The organism is Paenibacillus sp. YAF4_2 (assembly GCF_052113225.1).
Lineage (GTDB): Bacteria > Bacillota > Bacilli > Paenibacillales > Paenibacillaceae > Pristimantibacillus.
Window position 1 is genome coordinate 83,143 of the sequence record NZ_JBFRCT010000008.1, and the last position, 18,118, is coordinate 101,260.

General features: G+C 47.8%; 12 protein-coding genes. 11 read left to right on the forward strand and 1 reads right to left on the reverse strand.

What is annotated here, in order from left to right; translation table 11 throughout:
• Positions 1–195: 195 nt before the first annotated feature.
• From AB4Y93_RS19045 to AB4Y93_RS19065, 5 genes are read left to right on the forward strand one after another with little or no spacing between them, the layout of a single operon-like run.
• On the forward strand, positions 196–921 hold the full coding sequence (locus tag AB4Y93_RS19045; RefSeq protein ID WP_441894637.1) for an ABC transporter ATP-binding protein: 726 nt from the start codon (positions 196–198) through the stop codon (positions 919–921).
• Positions 884–1,942, forward strand: coding sequence for an efflux RND transporter periplasmic adaptor subunit (locus tag AB4Y93_RS19050; RefSeq protein ID WP_441894435.1), 1,059 nt, complete (start codon positions 884–886; stop codon positions 1,940–1,942). Before AB4Y93_RS19045 ends, AB4Y93_RS19050 begins: the two co-directional genes overlap by 38 nt.
• A 48-nt stretch (positions 1,943–1,990) precedes the next feature.
• Positions 1,991–4,858: an FtsX-like permease family protein gene (locus tag AB4Y93_RS19055; protein ID WP_441894436.1), complete on the forward strand. Its 2,868-nt coding sequence runs from the start codon at positions 1,991–1,993 to the stop codon at positions 4,856–4,858.
• 3 nt (positions 4,859–4,861) lie between these two features.
• On the forward strand, positions 4,862–5,752 hold the full coding sequence (locus AB4Y93_RS19060) for an ABC transporter ATP-binding protein (protein WP_441894437.1): 891 nt from the start codon (positions 4,862–4,864) through the stop codon (positions 5,750–5,752).
• 55 nt (positions 5,753–5,807) lie between these two features.
• Positions 5,808–8,483, forward strand: coding sequence for an endo-1,4-beta-xylanase (locus tag AB4Y93_RS19065; protein ID WP_441894438.1), 2,676 nt, complete (start codon positions 5,808–5,810; stop codon positions 8,481–8,483).
• A 127-nt stretch (positions 8,484–8,610) separates the two neighbouring features.
• On the opposite strand, the gene AB4Y93_RS19070 is transcribed toward AB4Y93_RS19065, so the two are convergent.
• The gene (locus tag AB4Y93_RS19070) at positions 8,611–9,366 is read right to left on the reverse strand and encodes a response regulator transcription factor (protein WP_441894439.1); all 756 of its coding nucleotides are present in this window, start codon (positions 9,364–9,366) and stop codon (positions 8,611–8,613) included.
• 259 nt (positions 9,367–9,625) lie between these two features.
• Between AB4Y93_RS19070 and AB4Y93_RS19075 the strand changes: the two genes are divergently transcribed.
• From AB4Y93_RS19075 to AB4Y93_RS19100, 6 genes are all read left to right on the forward strand, one after another.
• Complete coding sequence (locus AB4Y93_RS19075) at positions 9,626–11,029, forward strand: ABC transporter substrate-binding protein (protein WP_441894440.1); 1,404 nt, start codon at positions 9,626–9,628, stop codon at positions 11,027–11,029.
• Positions 11,030–11,121: 92 nt separating this feature from the next.
• Positions 11,122–14,022 (forward strand): extracellular solute-binding protein, encoded by a 2,901-nt coding sequence (locus tag AB4Y93_RS19080; RefSeq protein WP_441894441.1) that lies wholly within the window; start codon positions 11,122–11,124, stop codon positions 14,020–14,022.
• Positions 14,023–14,039: 17 nt separating this feature from the next.
• On the forward strand, positions 14,040–15,005 hold the full coding sequence (locus tag AB4Y93_RS19085; RefSeq protein WP_441894442.1) for a carbohydrate ABC transporter permease: 966 nt from the start codon (positions 14,040–14,042) through the stop codon (positions 15,003–15,005).
• A gap of 14 nt (positions 15,006–15,019) precedes the next feature.
• Positions 15,020–15,880 carry a carbohydrate ABC transporter permease gene (locus AB4Y93_RS19090; protein WP_441894638.1) on the forward strand — a complete coding sequence of 287 codons (861 nt, stop codon included), beginning with the start codon at positions 15,020–15,022 and terminating at the stop codon, positions 15,878–15,880.
• An 89-nt stretch (positions 15,881–15,969) separates the two neighbouring features.
• Positions 15,970–17,352 (forward strand): hypothetical protein, encoded by a 1,383-nt coding sequence (locus AB4Y93_RS19095; RefSeq protein WP_441894443.1) that lies wholly within the window; start codon positions 15,970–15,972, stop codon positions 17,350–17,352.
• Entirely contained in the window at positions 17,333–17,968 is a 636-nt protein-coding gene (locus AB4Y93_RS19100; RefSeq protein ID WP_441894444.1) for a YIP1 family protein, read from the forward strand. The genes AB4Y93_RS19095 and AB4Y93_RS19100 overlap by 20 nt, the downstream gene beginning before the upstream one ends.
• Positions 17,969–18,118: the final 150 nt, after the last annotated feature.

Sequence of the window (18,118 nt, forward strand, 5' to 3'; positions counted from 1 at the left end):
CCAAGGACGGCGAAGCCGTTTCACCTTGTGTGAAAGCTGCCATAGTCATCCGGTTTTTTCTATAGCTTGGCGGGTGTTCTACCAAAGAGCGACAGGTTGTTGCCTCTTTCTGTAAGCACTACACTTTTTAAGAAAGCAATTGCGGGGGTGTTGGTCATTAGGAAACAACGCATAGAGGAAAGGGATATAGCTGTGCTGGCACTGGAGGAGAAGCAAATAGAAGCAGGTGGTCAAGTGCTTCTTACGGCAACAGGGATTAAGCGGGTATTCGGAAAAGGTAATACCGCTGTTACCGCTTTGTCTGATATTGAGCTTGATGTACCTGCCGGCTCGATGGTTGCCCTGAAAGGGCGGTCGGGCTCGGGCAAGACAACACTGCTCAATATTTTAAGTGCGTTGGATGAGCCGACAGAAGGCCAGGTTTTTTTTCGTGGTCAGGAGATTACAGGATTATCTGGTAAGGCGAGGAACGCATTGCGGCGTAAAGAGATCGGGCTGGTGTTCCAATCCTTTGGTTTGATTCCGCTGATGTCTGCTTACGAGAATGTTGAGTTCGGTCTTCGCATTGCGGGGACACCGGTCAAGGGCAACCGTGAAGCTGCGGAACGGGCGCTGGAACGGGTAGGAATGCGCGAGCGGATGAAGCATCGTCCAATGGAGCTGTCGGGTGGTGAGCAGCAGCGCGTGGCTATAGCCCGTGCGATTGCACATGAACCAACCCTGCTAATTGCTGATGAGCCCACCGCTGAATTGGACAGCCGAATGGGTCTGCAGGTGATGCGGGTGTTCAGAGATCTAGTCAGACATGCCGGTATGACCATTCTTCTTACTACCCATGACCCGGGAATTATGGAGCTAGTTGATTATGTTATTGCATTGGAGGATGGGAAAATTGTTTCCAAAACAACGAATCAATTCTAATTGGAAGTCGTTCGCGAAGCGGACTGCGGTCGTGGTATTCACAACGATTGCCTTGTCCGGCTGCTCACTTCTTCCTCGTGAAGAAGCGGCACTGCAGCCACCACTAATTCAGCCGGTTCAAGAAAAGCTGGATCTGGTTGCTGTAACCCGCGGCAATATTCAAACCTCGCTGAAGGGTACGGCAACCTTTGTCTCCTCGAATGTAAAGACGCTGTCATTTACCGAATCAGGCGGACAGCTGAAATCCGTTGACGTTAAGCTTGGACAAGAAGTGAAAGCCGGCGAACTACTGGCTGAGCTGGAGACAGAGGATCTGGCACTGCAGGTTCGATTGCAAAAGCTAAGCGTAGAGCGAGTGGAGCTTCTGTATAAAGAAGCCGTGCAGGGCGGAGTGTCCGGGACGGAGAAACGGCTGAAAGAAATCGACCTTGAAAGAGAACAAATATCGCTGCAGGCGATGGAAGGCAAGCTTAACAAGTCGCAGCTGTACTCCCCAATCTCTGGAACGGTCATTTACGTCGATTCAATTAAAACTGGCGATCGTGTAAATGCCTTTCAAACGATTGTAACGGTAGCTGATCCTTCCAGCATGCAGCTGACTTATGTGGCGTCGGATGCCAAGGATGTTCTTGGTATAGAAGCTGGCATGCCCGTCAGCCTGAAGTATAAGGGGAAGGACTACACCGGTAAAGTGCTGCAGTCTCCATCGAGTGCACAAGTCAGTACAGATCAGTCAAAGGCTGACAGCAACGGTGTAACAATCGTAATGGGGATAGATCATCCGCCGGAAGGGATTCAAATCGGCCATAGCGCCGACATGATGATTGATCTTCAGAAGCGGGAAAATGTTATCGTGCTGCCGCGGAAAGCGATCCGCTCTTATATGGGACGCAATTATGTGCAAATTGCAGACGGTGAACGTAAAAAAGAAGTCGATGTTGAAGTTGGCCTGACAACGCCAACTGAAGTGGAGATTGTAAAAGGCTTGGAGGAAGGACAGCAGGTTATTCTAAACAACTGACGGTACTATGAAAGCCCGGGTGACAGGGCGCAAGAATGAGGTGTACGCATGGCATTATGGACAATGATTCTCCGCAAAATGGCAAATAACAAATGGCTGCAGTTGAATTTATGGTTTGGTCTCACCGTTTGTGTAGCTCTGTTCAGCTCAATGCCGCTTTATTCGGATGCCATCCTGCAAAGGACTTTGCAGAAGGAACTTCAGATGGTTCAAAGCAAGAACTCCGAGTATCCGGGTTATGTACGGGTCAGCACATCGGTCTCTTCTTCCAAGATGGATCAGAAAACAGTAGAGGCGATTGGACGAGCGGACCGGTTCATACAATCGATTCCCGAGCGAATGGGGCTGGAGGCACTATCCTTTTATCAGCAGCGCTTCACCCAGAAAATGAAGGTATATGGAGCGGATGCATCGGAGCAGGAGATCAAAACACAGAAGACGACAGGCGGCTTCAAGTCGCTGTCTGATATGGAGAAGCGGGTTCGTCTCATTGACGGCCGGATGCCAGTTGACCGTTCGGATGGCCTGTTTGAAGCGCTGGTAACGCAAAAGTTTCTTAACTCTACCAAGCGCGATCTGGGAGAGGAGCTTCTGGCAGAATCGGCGGATAAGCAATTGTTCCGGGTCATCCCTGTTGGGATTATTGATACGGACCCGTCAGCAGATCCGTACCTGCCTTTTTTGGTGACGGATGAACCAGACGGTTTTATGATCCCCTTCCAGCAATTCGAGCGCGAATTCATTACAAAGGGCGGCAAAGTAAGGGTATCCGACCTGGAATGGCGTTATGCAATGGACTATAAGCAGATGAGTATGGATAAGATCGAGGTATTTAATGAAGCCAACCGGGCGATCCGAAGCTACTTCCGCGGACGACTTGGTTCAGCAGAGGTTAATATTCCTGCGAATGAAACCATTGCTTCCTATCAAGGCAAGAAAGAAAAGCTTGATGTTATGATGCTATCGCTGTATTCCCCGGTTATGCTCATGCTGGCATTCTATTTGTTTATGGCGGCTAATCTCGTAATTGAGAGGCAGAAAACGGAAATATCCGTGCTGCGAAGCCGCGGAGCCAGCCGGCTGCAGATCATGACCGCGTATACCCTGGAGAGCATGCTGCTTGGTGCAAGCGCACTTGCGGCTGGTCCGTTTATTGGGGTTACCTTTACCAAAGTACTTGGGGCATCCAACGGATTCCTTGAATTTGTTCAGCGCTCGGCACTGGAGGTCAGTCTTAACAGTAGTGCATACAAGGTCGCTGTTACAGCAGTAGTCGGAGCAATTGTACTAATCTTGATACCGGCTTTTTTGGCGACCAGGGTATCGATTGTAAGTCACAAGCAGCAGGCGGCAAGGCTCACCAAGATGTCCTTCTGGCATAAGACGGGCATCGATATTGTGCTTGTCGGTCTGGCATTATATTTACTCTATAATTTTAATAACCGGCAGGAGGATTTGAAGCGCCTGGCGCTGGATTCAGATGCCCTGCAGGTGGATCCACTGCTGTTCCTAATGCCTGCTCTCTTCGCGTTAGGGGCCGGACTATTGGTGCTGCGGATATATCCATGGTTTATCCGGCTTATATATTGGGCAGGACGCAGGTGGTGGCCGCCAGCACTATACAGCACGCTAGTACAAATCAGCCGTTCATCAAGTCAGTATCTAACGATTAAAGTGTTCCTAGTGCTGACGGTATCGACCGGCTTGTTCAGTGCCAATGCAGCCCGGACCATCAACGATAATATGGAAAGTAAAATCCAATATAACATTGGCGCAGACATTACGTTGACAACCCGCTGGGAAAGCGATGCACCTCCCCCAAGCCTGCAGGGGGGAGAGCCTCAGACACAGGCGGCGCAAGGCACGGGTGACAAACGGGTGCAATATACCGAGCCGCCGTTTCAGCCATTCCAAAATCTGAAAGGCATAGAATCATCAGCCAAGGTATTCCGTAAGGAGGGGGCAAGATTCAGTGCTGGCAGCAAAAATATATCCGGAGCAACTACGCTGGTAGGCATCGACACCATGGCGTTTGGTCAAACCGCATGGATGAAAGATGGTCTGCTGGATCATCCGATCAACAGTTATTTGAATCTTATGGCAACTAATCCGAAGGCCGTATTAATCTCGCGGTCGCTGGCGGATGCAGCCAAGGTGAAACCTGGAGATCCAATTCGTATTTATTGGGATGGACTCGATGAGGCTTTATTTACTGTATACGGCATTATCGATTATTGGCCGGGCTGGAGTCCACTGCCGGTTGCTGCGGATGGAGAGGAGAAGGCCTCTAAGCCCAATCTGATCATTGGCAATCTGAGTACTATTCAAAACAGGCTCGCTGTTGAGCCATATGAGGTGTGGCTTAAGCTGAAGGATGGTATTTCCAGCCAATCCATTTATGATCAGCTGACCACAGCCAAAATCAATGTGACCGGACTTCAAGATGCAAAGCAGGAGCTGATCACGTCCAGGAACGATCCATTCCGAATGGCGATTAATGGCGTCATGACGCTGGGCTTTGTGATCTCCATGCTGATCAGCTTCTTTGGATTTCTTTTATTCTGGGTGCTGGCCTTGTCAGGCAGAACACTGCAGTATGGTGTCCTTCGGGCGATGGGGATTCCGTTCCCGCAAATTATCGGGATGCTGCTCAGTGAGCAGCTGCTTACCTCCGGCGCAGCGGTTATTATCGGTGTGCTTATCGGCAACATGACCAGTGAACTATTCGTGCCCTTGTTCGAAATGTCATTTGCAACGTCGGAGCAGGTTCCGCCATTCGAGATTGTATATAAGCTCAGCGATTATGTGCAGCTGTACACCATTATTGGTCTGACACTGACCATTGGTCTGCTTATTCTTGGCTACCGGCTGTCTAGGACCAGAATTGCTCAGGCCTTAAAGCTGGGGGAGGAGTAAAGCATGATCAGATGCGAGGAACTTGTGAAAATCTACAAAACGGCCGATCTCGAGGTTGTTGCTCTTCAAGGTCTGGATATGCAGGTGGACGATGGCGAGTTAATGGCGATTATCGGTAATTCAGGCAGCGGGAAATCCACGCTGCTGAATATGCTGGGCGGACTGGATAAGCCGTCTGCAGGCAAGCTGTTTGTTGATGGTAAGGATTTGCTTTTGTTCGGTGAGAAGGAGCTTGTGAACTATAAGCGTGAGACGGTTGGCTTCGTATGGCAGAATAATGCCCGCAATCTGATTCCTTATCTGACCGCACTAGAGAATGTGGAGCTTCCTCTTCTCCTGAAGGGCAGAAGGCGCCGGGCGCGTGCAATCGAGCTGCTTGAGGCAGTAGGTCTTGGACATCGTCTTAAAAATAAGCTCAGTGAGCTGTCTGGCGGCGAGCAGCAGCGGGTCGCTATCGCCATCGCGTTGGCGAATGAGCCAAAGCTGCTTCTTGCTGATGAACCAACGGGCTCATTGGATACGAAGACCTCCGATCAGGTACTAGATCTGTTCCGGAATCTCAATCAGACAATGGGAATTACGATTGTCATCGTCACGCATGATCCGCTGCTCGCCCGTAAGGTGGACCGGGTTGTCCAAATCAGGGATGGTAAAACCTCTGCTGAAATGATCCGCAGAGAATCCTACGCCGACGAACTGGCAAGGCTTGATGCCGAGGATGCGATGTCTGGTCAGCAGGAGAGCCATATTGAGTATGCCGTGCTGGACAAAGCCGGCAGGCTTCAGATTCCGGCAGGCTATCTGGACGCAGAAGGTTTCAAGGACAGCAATAAGGTGCGGGTGGAGATGGAGGAAGGCCGTATTATCCTCTATCCACAGGAAATCACGCCATGATCCGCCCCGTAGGGGGTGTTTATATGGGATATACAAGAAAAGGTGAGGTGTATTAATGAAGGTACAAGGTTGGAAGCGTTCTTTATCAAGTGTTTTGGCAGCAGTCATGCTGCTAGCATCCTTGTCGCTAAGTGTGCTGCCGAAACAGGCAGGGGCAGAAGCGGGAATAGAGAGGATTGCAACGAACTTTGAGGATGGTACGGTTCAAGGCTGGCATGGACGCGGAGGGAATGAAGTGCTGACCGCTTCGGAGCTTGCTGCCCACACTGGGGCATTCGGCCTGAAGGTTACAGGAAGATCACAAAGCTGGAATGGCCCGCAGCTGGATGTAACCTCCATTATGGCGGAAGGAAAAACTTATGCGCTTACCGCATGGGCCAAGCTTCCCACCGGCGTAACGGCAGCTTCAATATCAATGACGGTACAGCGTACAACCGATGGAACGACTTATTATGAAGGAGTTAATGCCGGAAGTGTAACCGCGGACGGCTGGGTGAAGCTTAGTGGTCAATATCAATTGAAGCAGCCGGCTCAAAGTCTATCTGTTTATTTTGAAGCTTCTTCTAATCCAACACTGGATTTTTATATTGATGATTTTTCGATTGAGCGGCTTCCTGATCCAGAACCGATTGTTATTCAGCAGGATATTCCATCCTTGAAAGATGTATTTGCCGATGATTTCAAGTTGGGTACGGCTCTTCTTGCTAATGAAATTGAAGATCCGAGCGGACCGGATGCCCAGCTGATTAAGAAGCATTTCAACAGCTTGACGGCAGGCAATGAGCTGAAGTGGGATGCTACCGAGCCGCAGGAAGGACAGTTCAATTTCACTCGTTCGGACAAAATTGTTGATTTTGCCGTTGAGAATGGCATTGCCATGCGTGGTCATACGCTGATCTGGCATTCTCAAACCCCGAACTGGGTGTTCTACGATGAGAATGGTAATCTTGCAAGCAAAGAGCTGCTGTTTGCTAGGATGAAGCGTCATATTGAGACTGTAGTTGGCAGGTATAAAGGCAAAATTTATGCTTGGGATGTTGTTAATGAGGTGCTTGAACCAGGTGATAATCAGCCGGGCGGTCTCCGCAACAGCCTATGGTACAAGATTGCAGGCGAAGAGTTTATCGAGAAGGCATTCGAATATGCGCATGAAGCAGATCCGGATGCGAAGCTCTTTATCAATGATTACAACACGAATATACCGGACAAACGGCAGGATTTGCATGACTTGATTAAAAGGCTGCAAGATAAAGGCATTCCTGTTGACGGCGTTGGTCATCAGACACATATCGGCATTGAAAATCCACAGGTTCAAGAGCTTGATGATATGATTCAGGCTTTTACTGATCTGAACATTGAACAGCAGATTACTGAGCTTGATATGAGTGTGTACACGAATGACAATGATGCCTATGAGACATTCCCGCTAGACCTGCAGATTAAGCAGGCGAAACGGTATAAGGAAATATTCGATGTGTTCAGGAAGCATGCGGATCAGTTAACGGCTGTTATTTTCTGGGGCAAGGATGATCTGAATACTTGGCTGCGAACCTTCCCGGTCGACCGCAACAACTGGCCGCTGTTGTTTGATGAACGGCTTCAAGCGAAATATGCTTATTGGGCATTGGCAGACCCGAGCAAGCTGCCGGTAGATATACAGACTACAACAGCAGCGAATGCTGGTGCTCACATTGATGGTAAGCTGGAGGATGCTTGGAGCAAGGCCTCTGCTGTATCCATACTAAACGAAGGTGCAGCTGTCGCGAAGTTTAAGACCTTATGGGATCCAGACCATCTCTATATGACTGTTGATGTATCGGATGCAAGCACGAACGGAAATGATGCAGTTGAAGTATTCATCGATGGCAATAACGGTAAGACAACAGCATACGAAGCGGATGACAAGAAATATACCTTCCGCCGGAGCGGAGCAAATCCGGGTAAGCCTGCTGCTTATAAAGTGATTAAGCTTACTGACGGATACCGGATTGAAGCTGCAATTCCGGTTGATAGCATGTCGCTGAACGATAAGCTTGGATTTGATGTTCGTATTGTAGACAAGGCCGGCAGCACAGTAACGAATACTTCCTGGAACGACAGAACGGGTTCACAGGATACGGATACGTCCAAATATGGTGTATTAACCCTGATTGAAGGTCCACAATCTTCAGAAGCTCTGATGGGGACGCCAGTAATAGACGGCAATATGGATTCCTTATGGAGCAAGGCCAATATAATAACAACTGACCGATGGGTGCAAGGGACCAATGGGTCAAAAGCAAAGGTTAGAACGCTGTGGGATGCAGGACGTTTATACGTTCTCGCAGAAGTGACGGATTCGCTGCTATCCAAGCAAAGTCCTAATGTGTGGGAGCAGGATTCACTAGAAATATTTGTTGACCAGAACAAAGCGGCGACTGCCAGCTATCAAGCGGACGACGGCCAATATCGGATCAACTTTGATAATCAGCAAAGCGTAAATCCGGGGGTGCTTGGTGGAAATCTTGTATCTGCAGTGAAACAAACGGCGAACGGTTATGTCGTAGAAGCCTCCATAAAATGGACCGGATCACCTCCGGCAGCCGGAGACATCATCGGCTTTGATGTGCAGGTGAATAATGATGAAGACGGCGACGGGGACCGTGACAGTGTGGCGATATGGAATGACCGTTCCGGTCTGTCCTACACGAACACTTCTGGTTTTGGACTTCTGAAGCTTGGTGGTCAATAAGGCAGGACCGGGTTAAGGTCATAACGAAGAAAACCGGCTAAAGTTCGGGACTTATGGATAAGTCCAAAGCTTTAGCCGGTTTATTATTTTTTATAACTGCAAGCGCTTTCCAAAAAGGGTTTTCGAATTAAGCGATAACTGTGCTTTGCTTACGGTACTCATTAGCGCTCGTGCCGGTGTATTCCTTGAACTTCTTGTAGAACCAGTCAATTTCCGTATAGCCTACTTCATTTGCGATCTCATAAATCCGCATATCCGTTCTCTCAAGCAGGATTTTTGCCTTCTCCATTCGCTGCTGAAGAAGATACTCGTTAAACGACATATTCTCCTGATCTTTGAATTTCTGACCAAGATAGGCACAGTTGAAATGCAGCAGGCTTGAGATTTTTTTTAAGGTAATGTTCTGATGCAATTGCTCCTGTACATATTGCTTGACAAGGTCAATGATGGACGGATTCAAATTTTTTTTCTTCTCATAACTTAAGGTAATCCGATGGGATTGAACAGATAGAGCGTCGAGCTCTTTCTTTACCTTACACAGGCTGGCGGCCAAATCCTCCGAATGCACCGGATTCGCAATGTAATCGCTTACCTGAAAGGCCATCGCTTTCCGCAGAAGCTGGAAATCATGACTGCCTCCAAGAAGAATAATAGGTACCCGGCTTTGCTCACGGATTCGTTCACAGAGCAGCATCCCGCTGGCATGCGAATGTTTAAGATCTATAAGAATAAGGTCGACTGACTGTGTTCTGAGAATGGCTTGAGCATCAGAGAGAGAATCCGCATCGGCTTGAAGCATGAAGCCATGCTGCTCCCAATGAAACATAAGTCGGGTCTCTTCTCTGGAATAACGGTCAGGTTGAACTAGCAACGCCCTATACATAGGCTGAGCCTCCCTTTCTAAGGAATCGTCTCTGACGGATTATGGTTTTTATTATTGTTCATCTTGTGGACAGGTGACAATGTGCATTTCTTTATCCATCATCCATTTGTTTACCTCTTGGCTTAATTGCTTCCTTACAATCCGCGTTATTCCTGAAAACCTATAAATTGACAGGTCATTGACCTATCTACAGGCAGGTTGTTGGTCAGAAATGTAAGCGCTACACTTTTCCCTGTAAACCAAATTAGGGGGGACCAATGTGAGAGTGAAAAAGACGGTTATGATGCTTTCGACTTTGATGTTAGCTGCTTCATTAACGGCATGCAGCAGTGGCAGCGGCAGCAATGGCAATGGGAAAGGCAATAGCAATGCTAACAACGCAGATGCGACGGCGAGCAATAATGCAGCCGCCTCTAATAACGCCGCAGCGTCGAATAATGCGGGGAACGCTGAAGAAGATCCTTCTTCGCCCGAAATGGACTTCGACATGGGCGGCAGAACAATCAAGGTTGTATCCTGGTGGGATATGACGATTGGAGAAGACAATCCGGACAATATCCAGCGCAAGAAAAACCTGGAGGAGCTTGAGAAGAAGCATAACTTCAAGATGGAATTCGTAGCGGTTGACTACGGCGAATACCAGCAAAAAGTTGTCGCATCCCTGCTTGCAGGCGAACCGCTTGGCGATATTGTGAGATTGGGTAAAAACTACACCGTTCCAGCCCTGGTCCAGCAAGACCTGTTATGGCCGGTTGACGAATACACGAAAAACACAAAGGTATTTAATCCAAAGGCTACCGAATTCATGTCGTATAACGGCCGCGGTTATGCCTTCTCCGAGGGCCAAGGCAACCTGATTACCGGCATTTTCTATAACCGTACTCTTCTTAACAAGCTTGGTATTAAGTCTCCTCAAGATTATGTGAAAGAGGACAATTGGAACTGGGATACATTCACTCAAGTAGCTAAAGATGCGAACAAAGATACGAATAATGACGGAAAGCTGGATACATGGGGACTTGCTTCAGGCGGATTTATGGATCCAGCTCTTGTCTCCAATGAAACGAGCCTAACCAATGGAGATAAGCAAAATCTGGACGATCCAAAAACCGTTGAGGTATTTAATTTCCTCTCCAAGCTGGCAACAGAGAAGGTTGCCCGCCCAACAGAAGGCGGAGACTGGACAGAACCAGGACAATTCTTCCGTCAAGGCAATACGCTTATGTATGCAGGAGCCATGTATGAAATTGGTGGTTTGAAAACGGATATGAAGGACTACGATATTGGCTTTGTGCCATTCCCTAAAGGTCCAAGTGCTACGGCGTACCATTCCGCTGAAGGGGCATTCCAAGCCCTTACCATTCCGAAGAGTGTAGAGAATCCCGATCAACTGGTATACATCTGGGAAAAAATCAATGATATCGATTCGATCTACGACTATGCGGACCAAGCATCGCTTGAGAGCAACTTCACGGATGAGAACGATATCCAAAATGCCCGCGATGCAGGCGCAGGCATGCTGGTGCTGGACAGCGGCACATTCCCGAAATTCCCTTACTACGAAATGATTGGCGAACTGACCTCAGGCAACTCGGTGTCTACCGTGATCGACACGTATAAAGCACCGGCTCAAGCTGCAATTGACGAGGTTTACAAAAAGTAACAATTGAAGTTAATGCCGACAGTCCCTATTTTGAATATGGCAATGGGGACTGTCGCTGAAGTGAAATCTCTTGCCGCAGGAGGGGAGAAGAGTTGAGTAACAAAAGAAGAAAGCGCTACGGAATTGCCATACTGGTTCTACTCGTATTTTTTTTGTCCATTTGGGCTTTCTACCCTTCGGGTCAGCTGCATAACGGACGCGCTCAGGCGATGGGCGGATTTCAGGCGATTACAGACTCGGATGATAGAGGCGGCTATAACGAGTATTTGAAAAGTTATTCTGCTGATGACAGACCTTCTCAAGTCATTCGTATAGAAGGCGAAAGCTTCGCTGAGAGCGATGGAGAAGGATTTGAGGTAGATGATCATCTGGAAGGATTGAACGGAAAAGCAGTCTTTACGCCGGATGCCGGCTCGATCAGCTGGAACATACCTATTGAGCAAGCGGGACTCTATAATCTTCGGATTCGTTACTATCCGATTGAAGGGAAAAGCTCAGCCATTGAACGCAAGCTCACGATTAATGATGAGCAGCCATTTACTGGAGCTGATGATCTGTTGTTTGACCGGTTATGGGGCAACCGTGATGCTAAGATTCAAAGAGATGACCGGGGAAATGATCTTCGTCCAAGGCAGATTGAGAAGCCAGCTTGGCAGCTCAAGCCATTGATGGACAGTGAAGGTTATTATGCAGAGCCCTATTTATTCCACTTCGACAAGGGTACGCAGAAGCTTACTCTGACGGCTTCCCGAGAGCCGATGGCCATCGACTATATCGAGCTGTATCAGGATCAGACCATCAAGTCCTATGAGGATTTGAAGAAGGATTATGAAGCGGAAGGCTTAAAGCCTGCCAAGGATCAATCTATGATGATTCAAGCGGAGGACGCGGAGCTCAAATCGTCTCCTACGCTATATCCATTGTCTGACAAGTCAAGCCCTGCCGTTATTCCATATGATGTGTCCAAGATTCGGATTAACGCAATCGGCGGCGTGAACTGGAAGCTGCCGGGGCAGTGGATGGAGTGGGAAGTGGATGTACAACAGGATGGATTATATCAGATTGCTTTAAAAAGAAAACAGGATCAGCTTCGTGGTGTATTCAGCACACGCAGTCTGATGATTGATGGCGAATATCCGTTTAAAGAAATGAAGCAGATTCCGTTTAATTTCGATATGGACTGGAAAATGGACGTCATGGGCGGTGATGAGCCCTATTTGTTCCATTTGACGAAAGGCAAGCACGTGCTTCGTTTGTCCGTATCCCTGGGCGAGATCGCTCCGCTGCTACAGACGATTGAATCAAGCGTCCTGCAGCTTAATGAGATATACAGAAAGATTCTGATTATTACCTCCAATTCGCCTGATCCGTACCGTGATTACCAGTTAGAGAAGCGGATTCCAGAGATGACGGAAGTGTTCAAAACACAGGCAGCTACGATAAAAAGTGTTGCCGATTATCTCGAGCAAACAACGGGCGAGCAAAGTGATAAAGTAGCGGTTCTCCACACGATGGTGACTCAGCTTGAAGAAATGGCTGCAAAGCCTGAAACGGTTGCTAAACGGCTGTCCGCTTTCAAGATTAATGTCGGCGGACTTGGTACTTGGATATTGAACGTCAGAGTACAGCCGCTTACGCTGGACTATTTAATCGTATCTTCCCCTGAAGCAGCGCTTCCGCGTGCAAGTGCAACCTTTTTCCAAAAGGTTAAGCATGAGCTTGGAGGACTGATTGCTTCTTACACGGAGGACTACGACAGCATCGGCAATACAAAGAAAAGCGACAAGTCAATCACCGTATGGATTACGACCGGCCGTGATCAGGCGCAAGTATTAAAGAGCCTGATCGATGAGAGCTTCACGCCGGAGTCGAAAATATCCGTGAAGCTGAGACTTGTTCCGGCTAATATTCTACTTCCTGCGACGCTGGCTGATGAGGGACCTGATGTTGCCATGCAGATTGGGGAAGATGTGCCGGTCAACTATGCGATGAGGAAAGCTTCAGCGGATTTGTCCGTATTCCCTGACTTCAAGGAAGTTGCCTCCAGGTTCAACGACAGCGCTTTGGTTCCTTATGAATACAGCAATGGCGTATACGCCTTGCCGGAGCAGCAGACCTTCCCGATGCTCTTCTACCGGAAAGACGTGATGGCAGAGCTTGGATTAACACCACCTCAAACCTGGCAGGAAGTATACAATATGATTTCCGTGCTGCAGAAGCATAATATGGAATTCTGGCTTCCAATCGACGACGTAAAGAATAATGCGAATCTGATACCGAACACAACTTTCTCGATGATGCTCTATCAGAATAACGGAAAGTTCTATACCGAGGACGACAAGAAAAGCGCACTTGATTCGGACATTTCCATGGAAGTTTTCAAGAAATGGACGCAGTTCTATACCAACTATAAGTTTCCGCTGATTGCGGATTTCCCGAACCGATTCCGTACCGGCGAGATGCCGATTGGGATTGCGGATTATACGACTTACAACAACTTGACGGTAATGGCGCCTGAGATTAAGGGGCTATGGGACTTTACGATGGTGCCGGGGACGGAAATGCCTGACGGCACGGTAAATCATGAAGTGGCCAGCCATACAACCGCTGTGATGATGCTGGAGAATGCCAAGGATAAAGATGCGTCATGGGAGTTTATGAAATGGTGGACCAGCAAGGAGACACAAATTGCATATGGCCGTGAGATGGAAGGATTGCTCGGAGAAGCCGCTCGTTATCCGACCGCTAATATTGAAGCACTCGAAGAATTACCATGGCCAGTCAAGGATTATCAGAACCTCCAAAGCCAGTGGCAATGGGTGGAAGGAATTCCTCAGGTTCCGGGTGGATATTTCACCGGACGCCATCTGGATAATGCCTTCCGTAAAGTAGTCAACGGCAGTGAGAATCCTCGTGAAGCCTTATCGGATTATCTGTTGTATATCAATGATGAAATCGCAATTAAGCGAAAAGAATTTAAATTACCGAACTAGCTTGGGGGTGAATTCCGATGCCTGAAACGAGTCAAACCGTAATCGTGCCTGCGCCCGATCTCATCCGGCAGCCGGTCAAGGTATCCAGATGGGCGCAAACATTCAGAGAGATTAAGAAAAACAAGCACTATTACATCCTCATGAGCCCGTACATGATTATTTTCACCCTGTTTACCATTATTCCTGTTGTATTCTCGATCTGTCTCAGTTTTTTCTATTTCAATATGCTCGAATTCCCAAGGTTCGTAGGCTGGGACAATTATTCCAGGCTGTTTCTGAATGATGATGTCTTTATGATTGCCTTGCGGAATACGTTCATGTTCGCTGTCATTACAGGACCAATCAGCTATCTCGCCTGCTTCCTGTTTGCCTGGATTATAAATGAACTGTCTCCGAAGATACGGGCGATTATGACTTTGATTTTTTATGCACCATCAATTGCAGGAAATGTGTATTTCATATGGCTGATCGTATTTTCGGGAGACCGTTATGGTTACTTGAATGGTTTCCTGATCAAATTCGGCTTTATACTGGAGCCGATCCAATGGCTTACGAATGAGAAGTATATTCTGGCCATCGTTATTATCGTTCAATTGTGGCTGAGCCTCGGTACCAGCTTCCTTGCGTTTATTGCAGGGCTTCAGACAATTGATAGAACGCTTGTAGAAGCAGGCGCAGTTGACGGAATCCGGAACCGTTGGCAGGAGCTGTGGTTCATTACTCTCCCTTCGATGAGGCCGCAGCTTTTATTCGGCGCAGTCCTGCAAATTACGGCTTCGTTCGCCGTAGCGGATGTTTCCATTGCGCTGGCGGGCTTCCCAAGTGTTAACTACGCGGCGCACACAATCGTCACGCATCTGATGGACTATGGCACGATCCGCTTTGAGATGGGTTATGCCTCAGCCATTGCAACCGTTCTATTCCTGATTATGGTGGGCGCCAATAAGCTGACCCAGAAATTGCTTAGAAAGGTCGGTGAGTGACGTTGAACAGTTGGATGGCGGTTTTCCGTATTCAGAAGAAACTTAACCGATCCCTTACCGTCAGTTTTTTACTCTTCCTGCTACTTGCCGTGTTCGGCCTTTTTATGGCCATTCCGCTTGTCTACGCAGTGAACAATGCCTTCAAACCGTTGGATGAGTTGTTTATTTTCCCGCCTAGGATAATGGTAAACAATCCGACGTTGGATAATTTCTTTGACTTGTTTGCTTTAATGGGTAATTCCTGGGTTCCACTGTCCCGCTATATCGCTAATACGCTGGTTATTACGCTCGCGGGAACGTTTGGGCATATTCTTCTTGCATCAGCAGCTGCCTATCCGCTTGCCAAGCATAAGTTTCCAGGCTCCCAAATGATTTTCTCAACCGTCGTTTTATCACTGATGTTCTCTGGCACGGTTACAGCCATCCCAAACTATATGATGATGTCTTGGCTGGGCTGGATTAACACGCATTTATCGATTATTATTCCATCGCTTGCTTTCCCACTGGGGCTATTCCTAATGAAGCAGTTCATGGAACAGATCCCGGATGCGTTAGTGGAAGCTGCCAAGATTGATGGAGCAAGCGAGTATCGGATCTATTGGCAGATTGTGATGCCGAATGTCAAGCCTGCATGGCTGACCCTTATGATATTGCAATTCCCTATGCTGTGGGGCTCTGATGGGGGCAACTTTATCTACAGTGAAAATCTTAAGACGCTTCATTACGCATTGGGGCAAATATCACTCGGAGGAATTGCCAGGGCTGGCGTTGGGGCTGCCGTCGCACTCATCCTGATGGTCGTTCCAATCACGCTCTTCATCATATCCCAGAGCAGTGTCATCCAGACGATGGCAACTTCCGGGATGAAAGAGTAGAAGGGAGCCGAAGCATGATGTGGGTACAGAAAAAAATATACCTCCTCATTGCCCTATGCTGCTTAGTAGGCATAAGCGCAGGAGGAACAATGGTTCAAGCAGCGGATGGCGCAGAATCCTATAACTATTCTTATTGGGGGCTGACAACTGTAGCTCCTGCCGCATACCAGGCTAATGTATTGTGGAACGGTGAAAGCATAGGGGCAGGAGCTTTCAAAGAGCCGAGTGATTTCCATGTGACAGAGGATAATCAAATCTATGTGCTCGATTCAGGCAATAATCGGATTGTCGTGCTGGATGATAAGTTTCAGCCCGTACAGATGATCAGTTCGTTTGTCCGTGACGGCAAAGAGGAGACTTTCAATAACCCTCAAGGGTTGTTTGTAACCGACAGCAAACAGCTAGTAGTAGCAGACACCGGCAATAAACGGATTGTCCACCTTGATCAGAGCAATAATCTGATAAAAGTTATCGAAGCTCCAAAGTCCGATATGCTGAACGAGAAATTTGATTTTCAGCCGGTCCGGGTGGTTGTTGATAAGGCACAGCGGATTTATGTCATGTCCACTGGCGTGTACGACGGTTTTATGGAATTCAGTCCGGATGGCACATTTACTTCGTTCGTTGGAGCGAACCGGGTCTCCTTCAATCCGACGGATTATTTGTGGAAGATGCTGTCGACTAAAGCACAGAAAAGCCAGATGGTCATGTTTACACCAACCGAATTTACCAATCTGGACATCGACCAGGAAGGCTTTATTTATGCAACGAATGGTCAGGAGAGCGGGAATGTCAAAAAACTGAATGCCCAGGGTAATGATATATTGCGGAGAAATGGATACTTTGCCCCGGAGGGCGATATCCGCTATAGGAGTGCTGACGGACCATCCCGATTGATTGATATTGACGTTGGTGACAGTGAGATTTTCTCCATTCTGGACGGCAAACGTGGCAGGATTTTCACTTACGACGGAGATGGTCATTTACTGTATGTGTTCGGAGGGATGGGCAATCAAATGGGGCAGTTCAATACGCCGGTTGCCATTGAGCGGCTTGGCGATGAATTCCTCGTACTTGATAAGGCACTTGGTGAGATTACTGTATTCCAAACAACCGAATACGGCCGCACGCTGAACGAGGCTGTCAGAGCTTATTACAATGGTGAAGAAGATAAAGCCTACAGCTTGTATCAGCAGACAATCAGCATGAACGCCAATCTCGAATTCGCGTATGCAGGGATTGGTAAAGCACTGCTGCGCCAAGGAGATTATCACGAAGCTATGAAATATTTTAAGGAAAGTATGGACCAGAAGGATTATTCCAAAGCTTTCCTGCTTTACCGCAAAGAAGTGCTCCGCGAGTATTTTCCCGGGATCATGACAGGTGTTCTTCTAGTCATTGTTTGTTGGTTCGGGATCAGCAAGTTCCGGAAACGGAAAGGGGGGAAGAAGATTGCCTTCATGGAACAGTGAGCTGTACAAATATCCGTTATATTTGATTCTGCATCCCTTTAATGGCTTCTGGGAATTGAAATATGAACGCAGCCGGAAGATGAATCTGTTCATCTCCTTGGTCATCTTGTTCCTGCTGATCGTCATGAAGATTATGAAGACCCAGTACAGCGGATTTCTTGTCAACATTGTATATCCGGACAGTATTAACAGTCTGATGGAGACGTTATATGTCGTGGTGCCTGTCCTGTTCTGGTGTGTAGCGAATTGGTCGCTGACAACCTTAATGGATGGAGAAGGCAAATTTGTCGATATTTTTACCTCGACTTGCTTTGCCTTGGTACCTCTCCTGGTCATTCAACTGCCATGGATCGGGCTGAGTAACCTCATTTCGCTGGAAGAAGTGTCCTTCTATCATTTTTTCAATAGTTTGTCTGTGCTCTGGTGTGCCTATCTCCTGTTTGTCGGCAATATGACGGTGCAGCAATATTCACCGTCGAAGACAATCGGAACTATTATTCTCACCATTGTGGCCATGGCGTTTATGGCTTTCTTATGCTTATTATTCTTTAGTTTGATTCAGCAGATGATCGCTTTCGTACAAGTCATTCACCAAGAAATCGTGCTTAGGCGTTAGCAACGCTTTCGAAGCAAGAATTGCTTCACAATTCTTTTAGATTATGCTTACGAAGTATGAATCATCACAATGGCCTGAAGCTGGCCATTTGGGTGATCATTCATTTGAGGCATATGCTTTCGAAGCAAGAATTGCTTCACAATTCTTTTA

What these genes read in the sequence shown, in the direction of transcription:
- AB4Y93_RS19050 (WP_441894435.1), top strand. Translation starts at nt 884, where the DNA reads ATGGGAAAATTGTTTCCAAAACAACGAATCAATTCTAATTGGAAGTCG.
- AB4Y93_RS19055 (WP_441894436.1), top strand. Translation starts at nt 1,991, where the DNA reads ATGGCATTATGGACAATGATTCTCCGCAAAATGGCAAATAACAAATGG.
- AB4Y93_RS19060 (WP_441894437.1), top strand. Translation starts at nt 4,862, where the DNA reads ATGATCAGATGCGAGGAACTTGTGAAAATCTACAAAACGGCCGATCTC.
- AB4Y93_RS19065 (WP_441894438.1), top strand. Translation starts at nt 5,808, where the DNA reads ATGAAGGTACAAGGTTGGAAGCGTTCTTTATCAAGTGTTTTGGCAGCA.
- AB4Y93_RS19070 (WP_441894439.1), bottom strand. Translation starts at nt 9,366, where the DNA reads ATGTATAGGGCGTTGCTAGTTCAACCTGACCGTTATTCCAGAGAAGAG.
- AB4Y93_RS19085 (WP_441894442.1), top strand. Translation starts at nt 14,040, where the DNA reads ATGCCTGAAACGAGTCAAACCGTAATCGTGCCTGCGCCCGATCTCATC.
- AB4Y93_RS19090 (WP_441894638.1), top strand. Translation starts at nt 15,020, where the DNA reads ATGGCGGTTTTCCGTATTCAGAAGAAACTTAACCGATCCCTTACCGTC.
- AB4Y93_RS19095 (WP_441894443.1), top strand. Translation starts at nt 15,970, where the DNA reads ATGGTTCAAGCAGCGGATGGCGCAGAATCCTATAACTATTCTTATTGG.